Source organism: Streptomyces sp. NPDC018833, assembly GCF_044390825.1.
Lineage (GTDB): Bacteria > Actinomycetota > Actinomycetes > Streptomycetales > Streptomycetaceae > Streptomyces.
The window spans coordinates 140,935-161,019 of the sequence record NZ_JBIRZM010000008.1; the positions used below are offsets into that span (position 1 = coordinate 140,935).

Genomic DNA, 20,085 nt, shown 5'->3' on the forward strand with positions numbered 1-20,085 from the left:
TTACTGCTTGCCGCAGTTCGAGGCCAGCTTCTGCTCCTCCTCCGAGAGGGTGGGACCCGGAGAGGGAGCGGCTGTCGGCTTGGTCTTGGCGTTCTGGGTGGTGGGCGTCCCGGCCGTGTCTTCGGCCTCGGCGTCGCCCGTGCCGGGCGGCGGGGTGCTGGCGCGGTCGGCCGCCTCGCGGCGCTGCTCGTCCTTCTTGCAGGCGGTGGCCTGGCGGGCGAGCTCGTCGATCTTTGCCCGGGCCTTGCCGAGGTTGTCCTCGGTGATCGTCGCCTCCACCCGCTTGCGCTGGTAGGGCGGTAGGTACTTGAGTTCGATCTCGGGGTGGTCCTTCTCCATCGCCGAGAGCGAGACCCACGCGAGATCCTGGCTGATGCCCCGGTAGAGCGCCACGTGCTCGTCGTTCGATCCCACGTAGTACTGGGTCTGGGTCCAGCGGTAACCGCCGTAGAGCCCGCCGCCCACGACCGCGAGCGCGAGGACCATCAGGAACGACCGCTTCAGCCACTTGCGGCCGCCGCGCTTGACGAAGTCGTCGTCGGTGAAGGACCCGAAGGAGCCCTCCGGGGGCATGCCGCCGTATCCGTCGCCGGAGCCGGGCGGGCCGAAGCTCCCGCCCGGAGCCGGGGGTGCCGAGGGACGGCCGAGGCCCGCCGCGCGGCCGGCCGGGGTCTGCATCGCGCCGCCGTCGTTCAGCTGGTGCTGGTTCTCGGCGACCGCGCCGACGACGACCGGGGTGTCGCTCAGCCGTGCGGCGAGCGTGTCACCGGAATCGGTGTCGAGGACGTCGGCGACGATGCAGGTGATGTTGTCGGGTCCGCCGCCGCGCAGGGCGAGCTGGATCAGGTCCTGAACGGTCTCCTGCGGCCCCTGGTAGCTGGCGAGCGTCTCCTCCATCGTCTGGTGGGAGACGACGCCGGACAGGCCGTCGGAGCAGATCAGGTAGCGGTCGCCGGCGCGGACCTCGCGGATGGAGAGGTCGGGCTCGACATGGTCGCCGCTGCCCAGCGCGCGCATCAGCAAGGACCGCTGCGGGTGGGTGGTGGCCTCTTCCTCGGTGATGCGGCCCTCGTCGACGAGCCGCTGCACCCAGGTGTGGTCCTGTGTGATCTGGGTCAGCACGCCGTCGCGCAGCAGGTACGCGCGGGAGTCGCCGACATGGACGAGGCCGAGGCGCTGACCGGTCCACAGCAGTGCGGTGAGCGTGGTGCCCATGCCTTCGAGCTGGGGATCCTCCTCGACCATCAGCCGCAGCTGGTCGTTGGCCCGCTGCACGGCGGTGCCGAGCGAGGTGAGGATGTCCGAGCCGGGCACGTCGTCGTCGAGCGTCACGAGCGTGGAGATGACCTCGGAGGAGGCGACCTCGCCGGCGGCCTGGCCGCCCATGCCGTCCGCGATGGCAAGGAGGCGGGGGCCGGCGTAACCGGAGTCCTCGTTGCCCTCGCGGATCATGCCCTTGTGCGATCCGGCGGCGAAACGCAGAGAAAGACTCATGCGCACCTCGCCCGTCGGCTCGCCAGGCGTTTGTCGCGCCAGCCGGTCTCGAGCCACACTGCCCACCCTCCGGTCGGGAGCCCGTGCCGGTCGCCCGTGGGGACCGCTGCGGCTCGCTCGCTCCGCTCGCTCATTTTCGTACTACTTCCGCAGCTCGATGACGGTCTTGCCGATGCGGATCGGCGCGCCCAGCGGAATCGGTGTCGGGGTGGTGAGCCGGGTCCGGTCGAGATAGGTGCCGTTGGTGGACCCGAGATCCTCGACGATCCACTGGCCGTCTCGATCGGGGTAGATCCTGGCATGCCGGCTGGAGGCGTAGTCGTCGTCCAGCACGATGGTGGAGTCGTGCGCCCGGCCCAGGGTGATCGTCTGGCCCTGGAGGGCGACGGTGGTGCCCGTGAGGGTGCCCTCCGAGACGACCAGCTTCGTGGGTGCCCCTCTGCGCTGGCGGCCGCCCGCCTGCTGACGCTGCTGCGGCGGCGCAGCGGCCTGGCGCGCCTGCTGGGGACGGGCGTCCGCATTGCGGCGTGAGCCGCGCTGCGTGACGCGCGTTCCGAACAGATCGCTGCGGATGACCTGGACGGCCACGATCACGAACAGCCACAGAACGGCCAGGAAACCTAGCCGCATGACCGTCAGGGTCAGCTCTGACATTGCCCCCGCTTCACCCTTCGGCTTGCCGGTAAACGATGGTGGTGCTGCCCACGACGATCCGCGAGCCGTCGCGGAGCGTAGCGCGGGTGGTGTGCTGCCCGTCCACCACGATGCCGTTGGTGGACCCGAGATCCTGGATCGTCGAGGGCGTTCCGGTCCGGATCTCACAGTGCCGGCGCGATACGCCGGGGTCGTCGATCCGCACATCGGCGTCGGTGCTGCGACCCAGCACCAGCGTCGGGCGGGAGATCTGATGGCGTGTGCCGTTGATCTCGATCCAGCGTCGTACATGTGCGCTCGGCATGGCGCCGGGAACCGGGGCGCGCTGGCCGGCCGCGGGGCCGGGGCGCCGGTCGCCGGCCGTGCCGGGCGGCGGTGCGACGGGCATGGGCGGGGCGCCCGCCGGCGGGTAGCCGTAGCCACCGCGCGGGGCGCCCTGCTGTGCTGCCGCGGGGCCGGGAGAGCTCTGTGACGTACTCGACGCCAGAGTGCGGCTGCGCACCCGGTACAGACCGGTGTCGAGGTCGTCCGCCTTCTCCAGGTGCACCTTGATGGGACCCATGAAGGTGTAGCGCTGCTGCTTGGCGTAGTCGCGGACGAGGCCGGACAGCTCGTCGCCGAGCTGGCCCGAGTACGGGCTCAGACGCTCGAAGTCGGGCGCGCTGAGCTCGACGATGAAGTCGTTGGGGACGACCGTCCGCTCGCGGTTCCAGATCGTCGCATTGTTGTCGCACTCCCGCTGGAGGGCGCCCGCGATCTCGACGGGCTGGACCTCGGACTTGAACACCTTGGCGAAGGTGCCGTTGACCAAGCCTTCGAGGCGCTGCTCAAAACGCTTCAGGACTCCCATGGGGCACCTCCTCCGTCGTTGTCGTCCTGGTACTGCTTACTGATCGTATCCACGCGTCGGGAAATCGGCTGGTTCCCCTTGTCTGCCCCGTCGATGAGTGTCACCTCTCACACGGATCGTAGAGGCGGCCTCTGAACAGTGTCCCGCACCCGGAGTACATCCAGGAGGAGTGGGGGGAGGTCGCCTTCCGTTCCCTTGCCGCTCGCTCCGTTCCCTGTTCGCTCCGCGGGGCTCCGAAACAACGGATGTGAAGCCACCCTGTGCACCGTGCTAATCTTCTGCATGTCGCCAGGGGGCAGGCACCGAGCCGGTGAAGCACCCGACGACAGCACCCAATGCGCGGGTGGCGGAATAGGCAGACGCGCTGGATTCAGGTTCCAGTGCCCGCAAGGGCGTGGGGGTTCAACTCCCCCCTCGCGCACCACAGGAGACGGGTCTCCACCGGACGAAAGTCTTGGTGGGGGCCCGTTTCTCGTTGATCGACAGCCCCGGCGGCCGCAGCGGCGCCGGGGCTGCGTCATGTGTCGCGGCCAGCACGCGGGAGGACCCGCTCCGTGGCGCCCGTAACGTGTCTGCTTTTTCAAGATCTTCGGGGGTTGGGGCCGGCCGTCGGAGGGAGGGATCGACGCACGCAGAGCCTCCGCTCAGCTGTGAACGCCGGCGGGGCGGCGTACGCCGACGCGGTGTCGGGGCACGCCGCCCCCGGGCGGGACGAGCTGCGGGAGGCAGTCCGCGCGGTCATTTCGGGTCGCGGTTGAACACCGCCTTCGACCAGCGGTAGCCGAGCGCCGCCAGGCCCAGGCACCAGGCGATCGCGAGCCACCCGTTGTGGCCGATCTCGCTGCCGAGCAGCAGGCCGCGCAGGGTCTCGATGGCCGGCGTGAACGGCTGGTACGCGGCGATCGGCTGGAACCACCCCGGCATCGCGTCGACCGGGACGAAGGTGCTGGAGATGAGCGGCAGGAAGATCAGCGGCAGCGCGTTGTTGCTGGCCGCCTCGGCGTTCGGGCTGACCATGCCCATCCCGACCGCGATCCAGGTGAGCGCCAGGGCGAACAGCGCGAGCAGCCCGAACGCCGCGATCCACTCCAGGAACGTGGCATCCGTGGAGCGGAAGCCGATGGCCACGCCGACGGCACCGACGAGAACCACGCTGGTGATCGCCTGCAGCACGCTGCCGATGACGTGTCCGATGAGCACGGAACCGCGGTGGATCGCCATCGTGCGGAAGCGGGCGATGATGCCCTCGGTCATGTCGTTGGAGAGGGACACCGCGGTCCCGACCGTGGTGCCGCCGATGGTCATCAGCAGGATGCCCGGGACGAGGTAGGCGATGTACTCGGATCGATCTTCGCCGCCGCCGCCGATGCCCGCGCTCATCACGTCGCCGAAGATGTAGACGAACAGCAGCAGCAGGACGATCGGCGTCAGCAGCAGGTTCAGGGTCAGGGACGGGTAGCGCCGTGCGTGCAGCAGGTTGCGCCGCAGCATCGTGGATGAGTCGCGTACGGCGAGGGAGAGGGAGCTCATCGGACGTCCTCCTTGGGCTGGTTGGGCTGGTTGGGCTGGTTGGGCCGGCTCGGCACGGTGCTGCCGGTCAGGGCGAAGAACACGTCATCGAGGTCGGGGGTGTGCACGGTCAGCTCGTCGGCCTCGATGCCGGCGGCGTCCAGCCAGTCGAGGAGGGAGCGCAGCTCGCGCTGGCTGCCGTCGCTGGGGATCTGCAGCGCCAGCGCCTCGTCGTCCCGGGTGACCTCGCGCAGCACGACGGCGGCGCTCTGGTACGCGGCCGGGTCGGCGAAGCGGAGCCGGACGTGTCCGCCGGGGATGAGCCGCTTGAGTTCCTCGGCGGCGCCCTGGGCGGCGATCTTGCCGTCGTTCAGCACGGCGATGCGGTCGGCGAGCTCGTCGGCCTCCTCCAGATACTGGGTCGTGAGGAAGACGGTCACGCCGTCGGAGACCAGCTCGCGGATGATCCGCCACATGTTGTGCCGGGAGCGCGGGTCGAGGCCGGTGGTCGGCTCGTCGAGGAAGATGATCCTGGGGTCGCCGACCAGCGTCATGGCGATGTCCAGGCGGCGCTTCATGCCGCCGGAGTAGCTCTGGGCGGGTTTCTTCGCGGCCTCGACCAGGTCGAAGCGCTCCAGCAGCTCGGCGGTGACGCGCCGCCCCTCGCGCTTGGACAGGTGGTGCAGGTCGGCCATGAGGAGCATGTTCTCCTCGCCGGTGATCAGCCCGTCGACGGCGGAGAACTGCCCGGTGACGCCGATCGCGGCGCGCACCCCGTCCGGAGAGGTGGCGACGTCGTGGCCCGCGACCTGAGCCTGCCCGCCGTCGGCGGTGATGAGCGTGGACAGGATCTGCACGGTGGTGGTCTTGCCGGCGCCGTTCGGGCCGAGCAGCGCGAAGACGGAGCCGGCCGGGATACGCAGATCGATGCCGTCGAGCACGGTCTTGTCGCCGTAGGACTTGCGCAGGCCGACGGTGGAGACGGCGGCGGGCGACTGCGGACCACCGTCACCCCGTATGGATGTGGGCATGACAAAAGAAGGCATGGACCCTCCCGTTCGAAGGATGAAGTGACTTGCGGAGTGGCTGAGCTGGGGTCGGCTCTTGTGGGGTCAGGCCTTGGCGCGGAGGACGTCGATGTTGCCGTACCGGGTGCGGGCGCGGATCTTGACGATGTCCTCGGTCTCTTCCGGGGCCTCGGACGCGGTGAGCGTGTTGCGCACCTGGCCGGAGCCCGAGCTGACGTCGAGCCAGGCGGCCGTGCCCTCGCGGACGCCGACCTCAATGGCGCCGTGTGAGGTCTCCAGCTGGACGGTGCCGCGGGCCACTTCGCCGACGCGCAGGGTGCCGTGGGCGGTGGTGGCGGTGACCGAGTCCTCGGCGCGCCGGATCTCGATGTCGCCGTTGGCGCCGCTCACCCGCAGCTCGCCGGTCGCGGTGCCGACGGTCGTGGTGCCATGCGAGTTCTTCAGGACGGCGGGGCCGTCGACGAGGCCGACGCGCAGGCTGCCGGAGCTGGTGGTGATCTCGGCCATGCCCTGGACCCGGTCCACGGTGATCGAGCCGTGCGACGCCTTCAGGTGCAGCGGGCCGGTCGTGTCGAGGCGGACGTCGCCGGAAGAGGTTTTCACGCGGAGCTCGCCGAGCCGGCCCTCGCCGAGCACCTGGGCCCAGGCGCCGGTCATGTCGATGCGCGAGCCGGTGGGCAGTGCGACCGCCACGTCGACGGTGCCGGTGCGGCCGAACAGATTGGACTTGGGCGTCCTGACGGTCAGTACGCCGCTCACGCACGTGACCTCGGTCTGCTCGGCCGCCCGCGCGTCCAGCTCCTTCTGCGGGTCGCGGGGCCGCACCTCGACGACGGTGTCGAGGCGGTCGAACGCGGTGAACCGGATGGAACCGGCCTCCACGTGCGCGGTGACCGAGATCGGTTGGGGAGTGTCGAAAGAAGGCATGGCTGTCCCGTCCTCTTGGGTCTTCAAGACGTCCCCGCTGGTGGGACGCGGTGTGGGTGAAGTGGTGCGGGGTGGGGGTGCGGCTAGCGCACCCACCCCGTGATGCTCTGTCCGATGGTCTGGGTCTTCTGCGTCGGGCCCGGCCGCGTGCCGCCGTCGACCGCGGCCGACACGGCCCGTACCAGCCACGCGTTGACCGAGAGGCCCTCGCGACTCGCGGCCTCCTCGGCGCGGGCCTTGAGGTGGGCCGGCAGACGCAGGTTGACGCGGGCGGTGCCGCCCTCGTCGCCGTCGGCGGGCGCCGGCGCCTTGAGCGGTTCGACGGGCGCGGCCGCTTCGTCGGGGCCGCCGTCGGCGGGCGGCAGCGTCACCACGAAATCGGGGTCCAGCCCGCGCAGCCGTACGTCGACCGAGCCGGGGGCGAGCTCACGGGTGATCTCGTCCATCGCGGCGGAGAGGACGTGGAGCATGGTCAGGCGGGTCGCCGACTCCAGAGGAGCGCTGAGCCGCTCGGCCAGCTCGCGGGCATCGTCCCCGCCGGCTTCGGCGGCCACCGCGAGTTCGCGGCGGAGGGTGTCCACATACGGAGTGAGGTCCATGACGCCATCATGGCACCGTAATGGCGTCACATGCAAGCCGGGTGGCACCTCACCTGGCAGTGATCCTTTACTAAGGCGCCTGAGCTGCGGAAACACGGACCAGCGATCTAGGTCACCGTGGCGCCATGCGTGCCCATTCGCTTTTGTGGGCACTGGAATGGCGCAAGGATGGCACCGGGTGGCGCTAAGTCGTGCCACCCGGCGTCATGTGCTGCCAGGCGTGCCCGCCGGGCCGTCGGCCCGGCCTGGCGACGGCTGGCGATGATGTTGAGGGCGTCGTCGTGCGCGAGGGTTTCGGCGATGAACCGGCGGGCGTCGGGCTCGAAGATGCCGCGGCGGTCGGGCCCACTGCTGTGGCTCCTTGGCGCTCCCCGCCAGGGCCTGTGGACATGGTTGTCCACAGGGGCAGACGGCCGTCGTGGCCCGGCGGTACGGTCTGGGCAGTTGATGTTGAGGGTGTACGACGCCGGGGGAGGCAGCGGCATGAACGAGGCCGGGATGTTGGTGCCCGCGCAGTGGCCGGAGGACGGCGCGGCCGATGCCGTGGATGTGGTGGCCGGGGGGCGCATTCCAGACGTACCCGGATTCGCGCCGCGCACGGCGGCGAGGGGAAGGGCGGCCGGGCAGCCCGGCGGCTCGCCGAAGGAGCTCGGCAAGGTGCTGCGGGCGCGCGTGCCGCGCTCCGGGCACGACGCGCTCGTTCTCACCACCGATCGCCCGGACGCCGTGCGGGCGGTGGAGGAGTCCAGCCGGGGCCGAGTGCCCGAGCTCACTCCCATACGAGTGGGAAGGATGGCGGCCTCCCCGTTCGCGTTCCTGCGCGGCTCGGCAGGACTGATGGCACACGATCTGGTGGGCACTCCTGTGACCGGGGTCGGTGCCCAGATCTGCGGCGACGCGCACGCCGCGAACTTCGGCCTCTACGGGGACGCCCGCGGGCGGCTCGTCATCGACCTGAACGACTTCGACGAAACAGTCGTCGGCCCGTGGGAGTGGGACGTCAAGCGGCTGGCGGTGTCGCTGGTACTGGCCGGGAGGGTGGCGGGGGCGGACGAGGACGTCTGCCGGGCGGCCGCCTTCGATGCCGTCGGCGCCTACCGGCGCACCATGCGGCTGCTGGCGAAGCTGCCCGCGCTGGACGCGTGGAACGCCATCGCCGACGAGGAACTCGTCTCGCACACGGACGCGCGGGACCTGCTGGGCACGCTGGAGCGTGTCGCCGCGAAGGCCCGCAACAACACCAGCGCCCGCTTCGCCGCCAGGTCCACGGAGCCGGTGACCGACGAGGGCGGCGATGCGGGCCGCCGCTTCGTGGACGCACCGCCGGTGCTGCGGCGGGTTCCGGACGCGGAGGCGGCGGCTGTCGCCGCCTCCCTCGGCCCGTACCTGTCCACGGTGTCCGAGGACCGGCTGCCGCTGCTCGCGCGGTACGCGATCCACGATGTCGCCTTCCGTGTCGTCGGCACCGGCAGCGTCGGTACCCGGTCGTACGTGGTGCTGCTGCTCGATCACCGGGGCGATCCGCTGGTGCTGCAGGTGAAGGAGGCGCGCGCTTCGGCGCTGGAGCCGTATCTGCCTGCCGTCGGCTTCCCGGTGCGGCCGGTGGACCACGAAGGCCGGCGCGTGGTCCTCGGTCAGAAGCGGATGCAGGTTGTCAGCGACATCCTGCTCGGCTGGACGACGGTGGACGGCAGGCCGTTCCAGGTGCGGCAGTTCCGCAACCGCAAGGGCAGCGTGGACCCTGCCGCTCTGGCCCCCGACCAGGTCGACGACTACGGGCGGATGACCGGCGCGCTGCTGGCGCGGGCGCACGCCCACAGTGCCGACCCGCGGCTCCTGGCGGGCTACTGCGGCAAGAGCGAGGAGTTCGACGAGGCCGTCGCGTCCTTCGCCGTCGCTTACGCGGACCGGACCGAGGCCGACCACGCGGATCTGCTGGCCGCGGTCAAGAGCGGTCGGACAGCCGCCGAGCTGGGGGTGTGACCGGCCGCCCCGGTGCGCCCGTAGTCTGGACGGGTGACCCAGGAAGCCGCCGGTGGACCGACCTCCCGGAACGACGAAGAGCGCGACGCGCACCAGGACGCACAGCCGAGGCCCGAGGCCCGGCTGGCGAACGCGGTGCGGGTGGCCGAGCAGGCGCTGATCGAGTTCGAGATCGCGCTGGAGACGTTCCGGGTGGAGGTGGAGAACTTCTCCCGGCTGCACCACCAGAAGCTCGGGCCGATGTACGCGCGGCTGGACGAGCTGGACGCGCAGATCGCCGAGGCGCGGGCCGCGCGCAGCGGTGACCCCGAGGATCTGCGCAAGGCACAGGAGGCCCGGGCCATGGTGCTTCCCATGCCGGGTGTGGACGAGTTGTTCCACGGCTGGATGGACAGTGACGGCCTGTCCCCGGAGGCCGCCGCGATGCTCACCGAACAGCCGGTGCGGGCCCCCAGGCGCGTGCGGCCCAGCGAAGAGGCCCGCAAGCTCTACCGGGAGCTCGCCCGCAAGGCGCATCCAGACCTGGCGCAGGACGAGACGGAGCGGGCACGGCGTGACGAGTTCATCGCCCGGGTGAACGCCGCCTACGGCCTCGGTGACGCGGACCGGCTGCGGGAGCTGGCCGCGGAGTGGGAGGCGGGGCCGGTGGCACCGGAGCTGCAGCTCAGCGAGAGCGAGGAGCTCTACGCGCGCCTGGAGTGGCTCGCGCAGCGCAAGGAGCTGCTCACCAGGGTGGCCAAGGAGCTGGAGGAGAGCGCCATCGGCGCGATGCTGAAGATGGCGCCCGACGACCCCGACACGCTGCTCGACGAGATCGCCGAACAACTGCTCGCGCAGGTCGCCGAGCGGGAGAAGGAACTGGCGGGCCTGGTGGACTAGGTTTCCTCAAGGCCCCCGCCAAGCGGCCGGCAGGTCCGCTGTACCCGTACGAGAGAAGGCATTGCCCCATGAACTTCGCCCCGCTCCCCTCCGTGGACGCCGCGGCGGTACCGGCCGACGGTCTGGTGCTGGACGTCCGTGAGGCCGACGAATGGGCGGCCGGTCATGTCGAGGGTGCGCTGCACGTACCGATGAGTGACTTCGTGGCCCGCTTCGGCGAGGTCACCGAGGCGGTGGCGGACGGGCGCCGCGCCTATGTGATGTGCCGGGTCGGCGGCCGGTCCGCCCAGGTGACCCAGTACCTGGTGCAGCAGGGCATCGACGCGGTGAACATCGACGGTGGCATGCTCGCCTGGGACGGCGCGGGCCGTCCGATGGTGACCGAGAACGGTGCCCCTGCCTTCGTGCTCTGACCAGGGCAGCGTGGAATTGACCTGGCCACCGGCGGCTGCCGCGGCGGCCGGGTCGCCCGGCGAGGTCGGACTCCTTGCCGCCCCGCCGGCGGGGCGGCGGCTAGCCGAGTGGATGGGCGGCGAGCAGATCGCCGAGCGCCTCTTCGTGGGCGGCGGCCGGGCCGAGGGACAGTTCCAGCTGCTTGGCCCAGGCATGGAAGCGGTGCAGCGGGTAGTCCGTGTCCGCGCCGAAGCCGCCGTGCAGATGCTGTGCCGTCTGCACCACGCGACGCACCCCCTCGGACGCCCAGATCTTGGCCACCGCCACATCGGCGGCGACGGGAAGCGTTCCTCCTGACGCCGTGCCGGACGCGCCGGTCTCCTCCGGCTCCGTGAGGCGCCAGGCGGCCTGCCACAGGGTGGCCTCCATGGCGCGCAGATCGATGTAGCGGTCAGCCGCCTGGACGGCGACCGCCTGGAACGTCGCCACGGGGAACCCGAACTGTTCGCGCTGTGCCGTGTATCGGCTCGTCATGGTCAGCACCGCTTCGCCGAGCCCGAGCGCCAGGGCGCAGGTACCCGTCGTCAGCAGGTGGCGAAGCCACTCCCAGGCGCCGTTCGCGTCGATCACGTCAGCCGCGTCGACGCGTACGGAGTCCAGAGCGACCTCTGCGTACCGTTCGCCGTTGGTGGAGATCTGCTCGGCGAGCGTGAGTCCCTCGTGGGCCGGGGAGACCAGGGCGAACAGCACACGGCCGTCATCGGTGTGCGCGGGCACGGCGATGCGGTCCGCGCACGGGGCCCAGGGCACGCCCGTCTGTAGCCCGTCGAGGACCCAGCCGCCATCCTTCCCCTCGGCCCGGCGTGCGGTCACGGCCAGCTCCGCGAGGTCGTGGCCGGTGCGGCCGTTGGCCCCGACGGTGAGAACCAGTTCTCCACGGCCGACCCGGGGGAGGATCTCGGCGCACAGCGTGGGGCTGCCGTGGCGTGCCACCGCCATGGCGACCGCACTCGTCTCCAGCAGGGGCACCCTGGCCAGCACCTTCGCCGACTCGCGCAGCACCAGGCACAGGGCTATGGGGTCGAGCCCCGCGCCGCCGTGCTCCGGGGGCAGGACCAGGCCGAGCAGATCCGCCCCCGCGAGAGCGGCCCACACGGCGCGGTCGAACTCCTCGGCCACCGCACCCGCGGTCAGCGCCGGGCTCGGCACCGCATCGGGCGCCACGCCCGACAGGACGGCTCGTGCTGCCTCGACGGCCGCCTGCTGCTCCTCGGTGAAGGTGAAGTCCACTGTCCCGTCCCTCCCGTACGCACTGGCACAACGGCACCGCCAGAGGCCATATCTGACGAACCGTCAAGATAGGGGACGGTGCCGGAAATGACCACAGCGCGAGCGCGGGATTTCGGGGCGGAGGCGCTGCCGGCCTCAGCGGTCGAAGTCCAACTCCACTTCTCCGGTGACCGGGTGGGACTGGCAGGCGAGCACATAGCCCGCCTCGGTCTCCTCCGGCTCCAGTGCGAAGTTGCGGTCCATGCGGACCTCTCCGGCCACGAGGAAGGCACGGCAGGTGCCGCAGACACCTCCCTTGCAGGCGTACGGCGCGTCCGCCCGGCTGCGCAGCACCGTGTCCAGCAGCGACTCCCCGTCCCGCACCGGCCATGTACCGGAGCGGCCGTCGAGCGTCGCCGTCAGCGACGCATGGGCCGGGGCCGCCACCGGAGCGGCCACGGGCGCCGAGCCGTCGTCGACATGGAAGATCTCCTGGTGGATGCGCCCCCGGTCCACCCCGAGCCCGCGCAGCGCCCGCTCCGCACCCTGCACCAGGCCGAAGGGCCCGCACAGGAACCAGCCGTCCACCTCGGCCACCGGCAGCAGCGCCGGCAGGAGAGCCGTCAGCCGCTGGCGGTCCAGCCGGCCGGACGGCAGACCCGCCTGCTGCTCCTCCCGGGACAGGACGGTGACCAGCTGAAAGCGGTCCGGGAAGCGGTCCTTCAGGTCGGCGACCTCCTCGAGGAACATCGTCGACGCCGCCGTACGGTCACTGCGGATCAGACAGAACCGGGCACCCGGCTCCTCGGCGAGCAGCGTCGTGACCATGGACAGGACCGGTGTGATGCCGCTGCCGCCGACCACCGCGGCGAAGTAGCCGGGGCGGGGCGGCAGGAGGAACCGGCCCATCGGCGGCATGACTTCGACCGTGTCGCCCACGGCCAGTTCCTTGAGCGCGTACGTGGAGAATTCGCCGCCGTCGACCAGCCGGATGCCCACCCGCAGCACCAGGGCGCCGTCGGCCGGTGACACCGGGGAGCAGATCGAGTACGTACGCCGGATCTCCTCGCCGTCCACGACCCGGCGCAGGGCCAGATGCTGGCCAGGGATGTGGCGGAAGGTCTCGCGCAGCTCGGGCGGCACCTCGACGGTGACGGCCACCGAGTCGTCGGTGAGCTGCTCGACGGCGCCGACCCGGAGCGGATGGAACATCTACAGCTCCTTGAAGTGGTCGAAAGGTTCGCGGCAGGAGATGCAGCGGCGCAGGGCCTTGCAGGCCGTGGAGGAGAACCGGCTGAGCAGCTCGGTCTCGGTCGACCCGCAGTGCGGGCAGCGTACGGCGAGCGTCAGCTCCACAGGGCCGTCCGCCGTGTGGGGGCGGGGCGGCGCTATACCGAACGCGTCGAGCTTGCGCCGGCCTTCCGGGCTGATGTCGTCCGTCGACCAGGCCGGGGTGAGCACCTTGACGACACTGACGTCCGCCATCCCGTGGTCGTGCAGCACCCGCTCGATGTCCGAGGTCATCGCCTCGATGGCCGGGCAGCCCGTGTACGTCGGGGTCAGCTCCACCTCGACGCGATCCGGTCCGACCAGATGGACCCCGCGGAGCACCCCGAGCTCCTCCAGGGTCAGAACCGGCAGCTCGGGGTCGGGAACGGACCCGGCCAGCCGGCGCAGCTCCGCCTCCAGCGCGGTGTCGCCGGCGAACGGCTTCTGTGTCCCGGTCACCATGACGCCCCCGGATGGCTCCTGCGCAGGTGCTGCATCTCGGCGAGCATCCGTCCGAACGGCTCGGTGTGCAGGCCCTGCCGCCCCGCGCCCGCCGACCAGGCACCCTTGCGGGGCCCGTCCGGCACGGTCAGCGTCGCCTTCTTGAGCACGCCCGCGACGTACGCCAGCCAGGCCGGCTCCAGCGTCTCCAGGTCGAAGCCGAGGCCCTCGACCGGCTGGAACATCTCGCCGGTGAACCGCCACAGCGCCTCGCACGCCCGCTGCATGCGCTGATGACTCTCCGCGGTCCCGTCACCCAGCCGCGCCACCCAGTGCTCGGCGTGGTCGCGGTGGTACGCGACTTCCTTGACGGCTTTCGCGGCGAGGCCGGTGAAGGGGCCGTCGCCGGAGGCGAGTGTCTCGTAGAGCAGGGCCTGGTAGCCGGAGAAGTAGAGCTGGCGGGCGATGGTGTGGGCGAAGTCGCCGTTCGGCTGCTCGACGAGCTGGAGATTGCGGAATTCACGCTCGTCGCGCAGGTAGGCGAGCTCGTCCTCGTCCCCGACGAGGGAGAGCAGCACCCGGGCCTGGCCCAGTAGATCGAGGGCGATGTTGGCGAGGGCCACCTCCTCTTCGAGGACCGGCGCATGGCCTGCCCACTCCCCCAGCCGGTGCGAGAGCACCAGGGCGTCGTCGCCGAGGGCCAGGGCAGCGGCAGGCACGGAAGTGCTGGTCACAGGTGCTTCACCCCTTCGGGGATCTCATAGAAGGTCGGGTGGCGGTAGGGCTTGTCGGCAGCCGGGTCGAAGAACGAGTCCTTCTCGTCCGGCGAGGACGCGGTGATCTCACTGGAGGGCACAACCCAGATCGAAACACCTTCGCTGCGCCGGGTGTAGAGGTCTCGCGCGTTTCTCAAAGCCATTTCGGCGTCCGGGGCGTGCAGACTGCCCGCGTGCGTGTGGGACAGGCCGCGGCGCGAGCGCACGAAGACCTCCCACAGCGGCCATTCGGTCGAGCTGCTCATGCGGTCGCCTCCCCGGGCTCGGTGTGCTGCGCTGCTGATCGGTTCTTGGCGGCATACGCCGCGGCTGCCTCGCGGACCCAGGCACCTGCCTCGTGTGCCCGGCGGCGCTGGCTGATCCGCTGCTCGTTGCACGGGCCGTTGCCCTTGAGGACTTCCTGGAACTCCGACCAGTCGATTTCGCCGAAGTCGTGGTGCCCGCGCTCCTCGTTCCACCGGAGATCAGGGTCGGGGAGCGTCAGACCGAGTGCCTCGGCCTGCGGGACGCAGATGTCGACGAAGCGCTGGCGCAGCTCGTCGTTCGAATGACGCTTGATCTTCCAGGCCATGGACTGGGCGGAGTGCGCCGAGGCGTCGTCCGGCGGGCCGAACATCATCAGCGAGGGCCACCACCAGCGGTCCACCGCGTCCTGGGCCATCGCATGCTGCTGGGGCGTGCCCTGGGACAGGGCGAGCAGCAGCTCGTAACCCTGGCGCTGGTGGAAGGACTCCTCCTTGCAGATCCGGACCATCGCGCGCGCGTACGGACCGTAGGAGCAGCGGCAGAGCGGGACCTGGTTGGTGATCGCGGCTCCGTCGACCAGCCAGCCGATGGCGCCGACATCCGCCCAGGTCAAGGTCGGGTAGTTGAAGATCGACGAGTATTTCTGGCGGCCCGTGTGGAGCTTGTCGAGCAGCTCGTCCCGGCTCGTGCCCAGCGTCTCAGCGGCGCTGTAGAGGTAGAGGCCGTGGCCGGCCTCGTCCTGGACCTTGGCCATGAGGATCGCCTTGCGGCGCAGCGACGGCGCCCGCGTGATCCAGTTGGCCTCCGGCTGCATGCCGATGATTTCCGAGTGCGCGTGCTGGGCCATCTGGCGGACCAGCGAGGCCCGGTAGGCGTCCGGCATCCAGTCCCGCGGCTCGATGCGCTCGTCGGCGGCCACGGCGGCGTCGAACGCCGCCTCGTACGCCTCCGGTGTCACTGTCGTCATCCGGGCCCCCTACCTACCGACCGATCGTTCGGTTCATCGACTTCAATGGTGGGTCGAGGGCCCTTAGGGTGTCAACCCTGTGGATAACTGACGTGGACGACATACAGCGGATCGGGGCGGGGATGGAGCTCTACGAGCACAAGGACGGTTCGGGCGGGGGAAGCCTGAATTCCGGTCCGCCGCCACCCCGCCCGCCGGAAGACGAGGCGGCGCCCGCTCTCCCGCCCGGCGCCGTACCGGCGCAAGGCGCCCCCGCCGCGACCGGCCCTGCGACGGGCATCCCCGCCACCAGCACGGCAGCGTCTGGCATGGCAGCGGTCGGCCAGGCGCCGACCGACCCGGCGCCGGCTGTTGCGACCCCGGCCGACCCGGCCATGACGGACACGGGCACGGGCGCGACCGCGGCCGCTCCGGGCACACCCCGCCCGACCCGTGGCATAGCGGCGCTCTCCATGCCCTACCAGGTCCTGGCCGTTGTCTCCCTCACGCTCGTCGCCGCTCTCGTCTGTGTCCACCTGACCATGGTCTTCCTCCACGTCGCCCCGCCCAACACGGTCACGAAGCGTCATGGCGAGGCGGTCCAGGGCTGGGTGTACCCCGAGTTCGAACAGAACTGGAAGCTCTTCGGCCCCAACCCGCTCCAGCAGAACATCGCCGTGGAGGCGCGGGCGCAGTACACCGCCGCCGACGGCAGCCGCCGCACGAGCGAGTGGATCGATCTGTCCGCACAGGACGGCGAGGCCATCCGCGGCAATCCCGTCCCCAGCCACATCCACCAGAACCAGCTGCGCCGCGGCTGGGACTTCTTCCTCGGCTCCCACGACAACGAGGCCCGTCCCGACGGCCTGCGCGGCAGGCTCTCCGAGCGCTACATCCGGCGCATCGTGATGCTGCGGCTGAACGACATCGACCTGGGCGGTCCGGTCCAGCGCGTCCAGGTCAGGTCGTCGACCCGGGCGATCGCGGCACCCGCGTGGAGCGGCGAGCGGGTGGACACCAGGCCGGTCCACCGGCTCATGCCGTGGTGGACGATCACGGAAGCCGATCTCCCGGGCGGTGTCGACAGCGGCCGTGTGAACAGCGCCGGTACCGGCAACGGCGGTGCGGCGGGCGGTGCCGGCAGCGGCGGTACGGAGGCGGGCCGGTGACCACCACCGCGGAGCGCGGCGCGGCGCGTGCGATCCAGCGCATCACAGCGACGGCCTTCGGCCCGTACCAGAGCGCGATCGTCCGGATCGGGTTCGGCACGACCTGGCTGGTCTTCCTGCTGGTCGAGCTGCCCCACCGCCATCAGCTCTACGGGCCCGCGGGCCCTTGGAGCTGGGACATGGGCCGCGAACTGGTGGCCAACAACAACGCCTTCACCAGCCTGCTGTGGTCGGACAGCAGCCTGTGGTTCGAGACGGTCTACGGCCTGTCCATAGTGGCGAGCCTGCTCCTCATACTCGGCTGGCGCACCCGTGCCGTGTCGGCGCTGTTCATGTTCGGCGTGCTGTCCCTGCAGAACCGCTCCATCTTCGTCGGCGACGGCGGTGACAATGTCGTCCACCTGATGGCGATCTATCTGGTGCTGACGCGCTGTGCCCAGGTCTGGTCCCTCGACGCCCGCCGCGCGGCACGCGCCGTGCCCGGTGCCTCCTCGCGCGACCGCGTCGGCCCGCTGCTGTGGGCGGTGCTCGGAGTCGGACTGGTCGTCGGCACCCTCCTCAACGAGACCGGCCCCTTCGTGCTCGTACTCCTGTGGGCGCTGTGGGCGGCCCAGGGGCTGTGGTGGCTGGTGTGCCGGTACGCCCCGCGCAGCGAGCCCCGCGTCCTGCTCGACGTCCTGGCCAATGCGGTACACAACGGCGCGCTCGTCTTGATCATGGCCGAGGTCTGCCTGATCTACGCGACCGCCGGCTGGTACAAGATCCAGGGCTCACGCTGGCAGGACGGCACGGCCCTGTACTACCCCCTCGAGCTCGACTACTTCACACCGTGGCCCGCCCTCTCCGGCATTCTGGCCGACAGCGCGCTGCTGGTGCTGGTGCTGACCTACGGCACGGTCATCGTCCAGGTCGCGTTCCCGTTCACGCTCTTCAACCGGCGCGTCAAGAACGTCCTGCTGGTCGCCATGATCCTGGAGCACGCGGGCATCGCCGTGCTGCTCGGTCTGCCGATCTTCTCGCTCTCCATGATCGCCGCCGACGCCGTCTTCCTGCCGACCGCCTTCCTCGTGTGGCTGGGTGCGCGTGCGGCCCGGGCGCGTGACCGGCTGCTCTCGCGAAAACCGGCCCCTGGGCAGCCGGAAGGGGAGCCCGGCGAGGTGCCCCGTACGCTCGTGGGGTGAGCACCACCGAGGAACCGACGCAGTACGACGAGGGGTACGGCCCCGAGATCGGCGTGGGACCGCACCCGCTGCCGTGGCCCCAGGACGAGCGCTACGCCCCCGAGCTCCTCGCCGAGGGCGACCGCCGCAACGTCGTCGACCGGTACCGGTACTGGACCCGCGAGGCGATCGTCGCCGACCTCGACACCCGCAGGCATGACTTCCATGTGGCTGTCGAGAACTGGGGCCACGACTTCAACATCGGGTCCGTGGTGCGTACGGCGAACGCCTTCCTCGCGAAGCAGATCCACATCGTGGGCCGCCGGCGCTGGAACCGGCGCGGGGCCATGGTCACCGACCGGTACCAGCATGTGCGCCACCACCCGGACACAGCGTCGCTGACCGCGTGGGCCGCGGCCGAGGACCTGCCGATCATCGGTATCGACAACCTGCCGGGGGCCGTGCCGCTGGAGCGGACAGAGCTCCCGCGCCGGTGCGTGCTGCTCTTCGGGCAGGAAGGGCCGGGTCTGACGCAGGAGGCGCGCGAGCACGCGGCGATGGTGTGCTCGATCGCGCAGTTCGGTTCCACCCGGTCGATCAACGCGGGTGCCGCGGCGGCCATCGCGATGCACGCGTGGGTGCAGCGGCACGCGGACGTACCGCTGCCCTGACCATGCGCCCCGGCGCCGGACAGCGGGCGAGGGCGTGACCGGCGGGCCGACAAGCAGGTCGGCCCGCCGGGCGGGTCAGGCCTGGCGCCGTACCTCGACCACACGGAAGCGGTTCGAGACGAACGCTCCGTCGCACAGGGCCGCGTTCGCCGCCGGGTTGCCTCCGGAGCCATGGAAATCGGAGAACGCCGCGGTCTGGTTGACGTACACCCCGCCGGTCAGGTTCAGCGAGAGCTGGGCGGACTCGTCGAGGCAGACGTCCTCCAGCGCGCGCTCCGTCGCCGGGGATGTGGTGTACGCGCCGACCGTCATGGCGCCCTTGTCGCGGACCGTGCGCCGCAGCAGGTCCAGCGCGTCCGCCGTGGAGTCCACGGCGACCACGAACGACACCGGGCCGAAGCATTCCGAGAGGAACGCCGGCTCCGCGTCCTGCGACTCCCACAGCTTCCGGGCGCCGTCGAGCTTGACGATCACCGGCGTGCGCACCGTCGCGTCCGGGAACTCCGGATTGGCCACCTCGCGCGAGGGGAGCGCCACCTCGCCGAGATCGGCCGCCGCCTCCAGGCGCGCCTTCACATCGGGGTTGACCAGGGCACCCAGGAGGGCATTGGCCCTGGCGTCGTCGCCGAGCAGACCGCCGACGGCCGCCGCCAGGCCGGCGGCCACCTCGTCGAAGGTCTTCGGGCCCTGGTCCGTGGTGATGCCGTCCCGGGGGACCAGCACGTTCTGCGGGGTGGTGCACATCTGACCGCTGTACAGGGAGAGCGAGAAGGCCAGGTTGGACAGCATCCCCTTGTAGTCGTCCGTGGAGTCGATGACGACCGTGTTGACGCCGGCCTTCTCGGTGTAGACCTGTGCCTGACGGGCGTTGGCCTCCAGCCAGTCGCCGAAGGCGGTCGAGCCCGTGTAGTCGATGATCTTGATCTCGGGGCGCGTGGCCAGCGTCTTGGCGATGCCCTCGCCCGGACGCTCGGCCGCCAGACAGACGAGGTTCGGATCGAAGCCGGTCTCGGCGAGGACCTCGCGGGCCACCTTCACGGTGAGAGCGAGCGGGAGCACCGCGCGCGGGTGCGGCTTGACCAGGACCGGGTTGCCCGTGGCCAGGGAGGCGAAGAGCCCGGGGTAGCCGTTCCACGTGGGGAAGGTGTTGCAGCCGATCACCAGGGCGATGCCACGGCCCGCCGTCGTGAACGTCTTGCGCAGCTCAAGGGGGTCGCGCTTGCCCTGGGGCTTGGACCATTCGGCCGCGGCCGGGGTGCGGGTCTGCTCCGCGTACGCATACGCCACGGCCTCCAGGCCGCGGTCCTGGGCGTGCGGGCCGCCGGCCTGGAACGCCATCATGAAGGCCTGCCCGCTGGTGTGCATCACCGCGTGCGCGAACTCATGGGTGCGGGCGCTGATGCGGGCGAGGATCTCCAGGCACACAAGGGCGCGTGTCTCCGGGCCGGCCTCGCGCCAGGCCACCATGCCCGCGCGCATCGCGGGCAGCAGGACATCCAGGTCGGGGTGCGAGTACTCGATGCCGAGCTCCGGCCCGTACGGCGAGGTCTCACCGCCCGTCCAGCCGTCCGTGCCCGGCTGCTCCAGGTCGAAGCGGGTGCCGCGCAGCGCCTCGAAGGCCGCGAGGCCGTCCGCGGGGGCGCTGTCGCCGTACGCCTTCGGATGCTCCGGGTGCGGGGACCAGTAGGCGCGCGTGCGGATCGCTTCGAGGGCCTGGTCGAGCGTGGGCCGGTGGGTCTCGGTCAGCTGCTGCATGACGGACCAACTCCTCGTCGAGCTGGGCAGGGGAGTGATGACAGAGTTAGAGTAACCGAACGATCGG

20 protein-coding genes and 1 tRNA gene are annotated in these 20,085 nt (G+C 70.9%); 7 read left to right on the forward strand and 14 right to left on the reverse strand.

The window, feature by feature from the left end:
• The 3 genes from ACH5AF_RS18370 to ACH5AF_RS18380 form a co-directional block, all read right to left on the reverse strand.
• Entirely contained in the window at positions 1-1,494 is a 1,494-nt protein-coding gene (locus ACH5AF_RS18370) for a PP2C family protein-serine/threonine phosphatase (RefSeq protein WP_398902665.1), read from the reverse strand.
• Between the two features lie 141 nt (positions 1,495-1,635).
• Positions 1,636-2,148, reverse strand: a complete 513-nt coding sequence (locus ACH5AF_RS18375; RefSeq protein ID WP_398902666.1) for an FHA domain-containing protein — start codon at positions 2,146-2,148, stop codon at positions 1,636-1,638.
• Positions 2,149-2,158: 10 nt separating this feature from the next.
• The gene (locus ACH5AF_RS18380; protein WP_398902667.1) at positions 2,159-2,998 is read right to left on the reverse strand and encodes an FhaA domain-containing protein; all 840 of its coding nucleotides are present in this window, start codon (positions 2,996-2,998) and stop codon (positions 2,159-2,161) included.
• A gap of 337 nt (positions 2,999-3,335) precedes the next feature.
• Between ACH5AF_RS18380 and ACH5AF_RS18385 the strand changes: the two genes are divergently transcribed.
• Positions 3,336-3,422: transfer RNA gene (locus ACH5AF_RS18385), tRNA-Leu, on the forward strand.
• A 314-nt stretch (positions 3,423-3,736) separates the two neighbouring features.
• On the opposite strand, the gene ACH5AF_RS18390 is transcribed toward ACH5AF_RS18385, so the two are convergent.
• The 4 genes from ACH5AF_RS18390 to ACH5AF_RS18405 all read right to left on the reverse strand — a co-directional run bounded on the left by ACH5AF_RS18390 (position 3,737) and on the right by ACH5AF_RS18405 (position 7,061).
• Positions 3,737-4,528 (reverse strand): ABC transporter permease, encoded by a 792-nt coding sequence (locus ACH5AF_RS18390; protein WP_398902668.1) that lies wholly within the window; start codon positions 4,526-4,528, stop codon positions 3,737-3,739.
• Entirely contained in the window at positions 4,525-5,538 is a 1,014-nt protein-coding gene (locus ACH5AF_RS18395; RefSeq protein ID WP_398902669.1) for an ATP-binding cassette domain-containing protein, read from the reverse strand. Before ACH5AF_RS18395 ends, ACH5AF_RS18390 begins: the two co-directional genes overlap by 4 nt.
• 81 nt (positions 5,539-5,619) lie before the next feature.
• Positions 5,620-6,462: a DUF4097 family beta strand repeat-containing protein gene (locus ACH5AF_RS18400; RefSeq protein WP_398902670.1), complete on the reverse strand. Its 843-nt coding sequence runs from the start codon at positions 6,460-6,462 to the stop codon at positions 5,620-5,622.
• An 83-nt stretch (positions 6,463-6,545) separates the two neighbouring features.
• Positions 6,546-7,061, reverse strand: coding sequence for a hypothetical protein (locus ACH5AF_RS18405; protein WP_398902671.1), 516 nt, complete (start codon positions 7,059-7,061; stop codon positions 6,546-6,548).
• A 483-nt stretch (positions 7,062-7,544) separates the two neighbouring features.
• Between ACH5AF_RS18405 and ACH5AF_RS18410 the strand changes: the two genes are divergently transcribed.
• From ACH5AF_RS18410 to ACH5AF_RS18420, 3 genes are all read left to right on the forward strand, one after another.
• Positions 7,545-9,044 carry a DUF2252 domain-containing protein gene (locus ACH5AF_RS18410; protein ID WP_398902672.1) on the forward strand — a complete coding sequence of 500 codons (1,500 nt, stop codon included), beginning with the start codon at positions 7,545-7,547 and terminating at the stop codon, positions 9,042-9,044.
• A gap of 33 nt (positions 9,045-9,077) precedes the next feature.
• A complete protein-coding gene (locus tag ACH5AF_RS18415) occupies positions 9,078-9,923 on the forward strand; it encodes a hypothetical protein (protein WP_398902673.1) in 846 nt (281 codons plus the stop codon).
• Positions 9,924-9,991: 68 nt separating this feature from the next.
• The gene (locus ACH5AF_RS18420) at positions 9,992-10,336 is read left to right on the forward strand and encodes a rhodanese-like domain-containing protein (RefSeq protein ID WP_215182497.1); all 345 of its coding nucleotides are present in this window, start codon (positions 9,992-9,994) and stop codon (positions 10,334-10,336) included.
• 100 nt (positions 10,337-10,436) lie between these two features.
• Here the strand turns inward: ACH5AF_RS18420 and ACH5AF_RS18425 are convergent, their stop codons facing one another.
• From ACH5AF_RS18425 to paaA, 6 genes are all read right to left on the reverse strand, one after another.
• Positions 10,437-11,606 (reverse strand): acyl-CoA dehydrogenase family protein, encoded by a 1,170-nt coding sequence (locus ACH5AF_RS18425; RefSeq protein ID WP_398902674.1) that lies wholly within the window; start codon positions 11,604-11,606, stop codon positions 10,437-10,439.
• Positions 11,607-11,741: 135 nt separating this feature from the next.
• Positions 11,742-12,797, reverse strand: coding sequence for a 2Fe-2S iron-sulfur cluster-binding protein (locus ACH5AF_RS18430; protein WP_398902675.1), 1,056 nt, complete (start codon positions 12,795-12,797; stop codon positions 11,742-11,744).
• A complete protein-coding gene (paaD, locus tag ACH5AF_RS18435; RefSeq protein ID WP_398902676.1) occupies positions 12,798-13,316 on the reverse strand; it encodes a 1,2-phenylacetyl-CoA epoxidase subunit PaaD in 519 nt (172 codons plus the stop codon).
• The gene (gene paaC / locus ACH5AF_RS18440) at positions 13,310-14,029 is read right to left on the reverse strand and encodes a 1,2-phenylacetyl-CoA epoxidase subunit PaaC (protein ID WP_398902677.1); all 720 of its coding nucleotides are present in this window, start codon (positions 14,027-14,029) and stop codon (positions 13,310-13,312) included. The genes paaD and paaC overlap by 7 nt, the downstream gene beginning before the upstream one ends.
• On the reverse strand, positions 14,026-14,316 hold the full coding sequence (paaB, locus tag ACH5AF_RS18445; RefSeq protein ID WP_398902679.1) for a 1,2-phenylacetyl-CoA epoxidase subunit PaaB: 291 nt from the start codon (positions 14,314-14,316) through the stop codon (positions 14,026-14,028). Before paaB ends, paaC begins: the two co-directional genes overlap by 4 nt.
• Positions 14,313-15,284 (reverse strand): 1,2-phenylacetyl-CoA epoxidase subunit PaaA, encoded by a 972-nt coding sequence (gene paaA, locus ACH5AF_RS18450; protein WP_398902680.1) that lies wholly within the window; start codon positions 15,282-15,284, stop codon positions 14,313-14,315. The genes paaB and paaA overlap by 4 nt, the downstream gene beginning before the upstream one ends.
• 92 nt (positions 15,285-15,376) lie before the next feature.
• Between paaA and ACH5AF_RS18455 the strand changes: the two genes are divergently transcribed.
• Genes ACH5AF_RS18455 through ACH5AF_RS18465 form a run of 3 tightly spaced genes read left to right on the forward strand, consistent with a single transcriptional unit; the run spans position 15,377 to position 18,263 of the window.
• Positions 15,377-16,432, forward strand: a complete 1,056-nt coding sequence (locus tag ACH5AF_RS18455) for a DUF5819 family protein (protein ID WP_398902681.1) — start codon at positions 15,377-15,379, stop codon at positions 16,430-16,432.
• Positions 16,429-17,613 carry an HTTM domain-containing protein gene (locus ACH5AF_RS18460; protein ID WP_398902682.1) on the forward strand — a complete coding sequence of 395 codons (1,185 nt, stop codon included), beginning with the start codon at positions 16,429-16,431 and terminating at the stop codon, positions 17,611-17,613. The genes ACH5AF_RS18455 and ACH5AF_RS18460 overlap by 4 nt, the downstream gene beginning before the upstream one ends.
• Positions 17,610-18,263, forward strand: a complete 654-nt coding sequence (locus tag ACH5AF_RS18465; protein ID WP_398902683.1) for a TrmH family RNA methyltransferase — start codon at positions 17,610-17,612, stop codon at positions 18,261-18,263. Before ACH5AF_RS18460 ends, ACH5AF_RS18465 begins: the two co-directional genes overlap by 4 nt.
• A 75-nt stretch (positions 18,264-18,338) precedes the next feature.
• On the opposite strand, the gene paaN is transcribed toward ACH5AF_RS18465, so the two are convergent.
• Positions 18,339-20,018 (reverse strand): phenylacetic acid degradation protein PaaN, encoded by a 1,680-nt coding sequence (gene paaN / locus ACH5AF_RS18470; RefSeq protein WP_398902684.1) that lies wholly within the window; start codon positions 20,016-20,018, stop codon positions 18,339-18,341.
• Positions 20,019-20,085: the final 67 nt, after the last annotated feature.

Coding starts and splice junctions, on each gene's coding strand:
- ACH5AF_RS18370 (WP_398902665.1), bottom strand. CDS start 1,494: ATGAGTCTTTCTCTGCGTTTCGCCGCCGGATCGCACAAGGGCATGATC.
- ACH5AF_RS18375 (WP_398902666.1), bottom strand. CDS start 2,148: ATGTCAGAGCTGACCCTGACGGTCATGCGGCTAGGTTTCCTGGCCGTT.
- ACH5AF_RS18380 (WP_398902667.1), bottom strand. CDS start 2,998: ATGGGAGTCCTGAAGCGTTTTGAGCAGCGCCTCGAAGGCTTGGTCAAC.
- ACH5AF_RS18390 (WP_398902668.1), bottom strand. CDS start 4,528: ATGAGCTCCCTCTCCCTCGCCGTACGCGACTCATCCACGATGCTGCGG.
- ACH5AF_RS18395 (WP_398902669.1), bottom strand. CDS start 5,538: ATGCCCACATCCATACGGGGTGACGGTGGTCCGCAGTCGCCCGCCGCC.
- ACH5AF_RS18400 (WP_398902670.1), bottom strand. CDS start 6,462: ATGCCTTCTTTCGACACTCCCCAACCGATCTCGGTCACCGCGCACGTG.
- ACH5AF_RS18405 (WP_398902671.1), bottom strand. CDS start 7,061: ATGGACCTCACTCCGTATGTGGACACCCTCCGCCGCGAACTCGCGGTG.
- ACH5AF_RS18410 (WP_398902672.1), top strand. CDS start 7,545: ATGAACGAGGCCGGGATGTTGGTGCCCGCGCAGTGGCCGGAGGACGGC.
- ACH5AF_RS18420 (WP_215182497.1), top strand. CDS start 9,992: ATGAACTTCGCCCCGCTCCCCTCCGTGGACGCCGCGGCGGTACCGGCC.
- ACH5AF_RS18430 (WP_398902675.1), bottom strand. CDS start 12,797: ATGTTCCATCCGCTCCGGGTCGGCGCCGTCGAGCAGCTCACCGACGAC.
- paaD (WP_398902676.1), bottom strand. CDS start 13,316: ATGGTGACCGGGACACAGAAGCCGTTCGCCGGCGACACCGCGCTGGAG.
- paaB (WP_398902679.1), bottom strand. CDS start 14,316: ATGAGCAGCTCGACCGAATGGCCGCTGTGGGAGGTCTTCGTGCGCTCG.
- paaA (WP_398902680.1), bottom strand. CDS start 15,284: ATGACGACAGTGACACCGGAGGCGTACGAGGCGGCGTTCGACGCCGCC.
- paaN (WP_398902684.1), bottom strand. CDS start 20,018: ATGCAGCAGCTGACCGAGACCCACCGGCCCACGCTCGACCAGGCCCTC.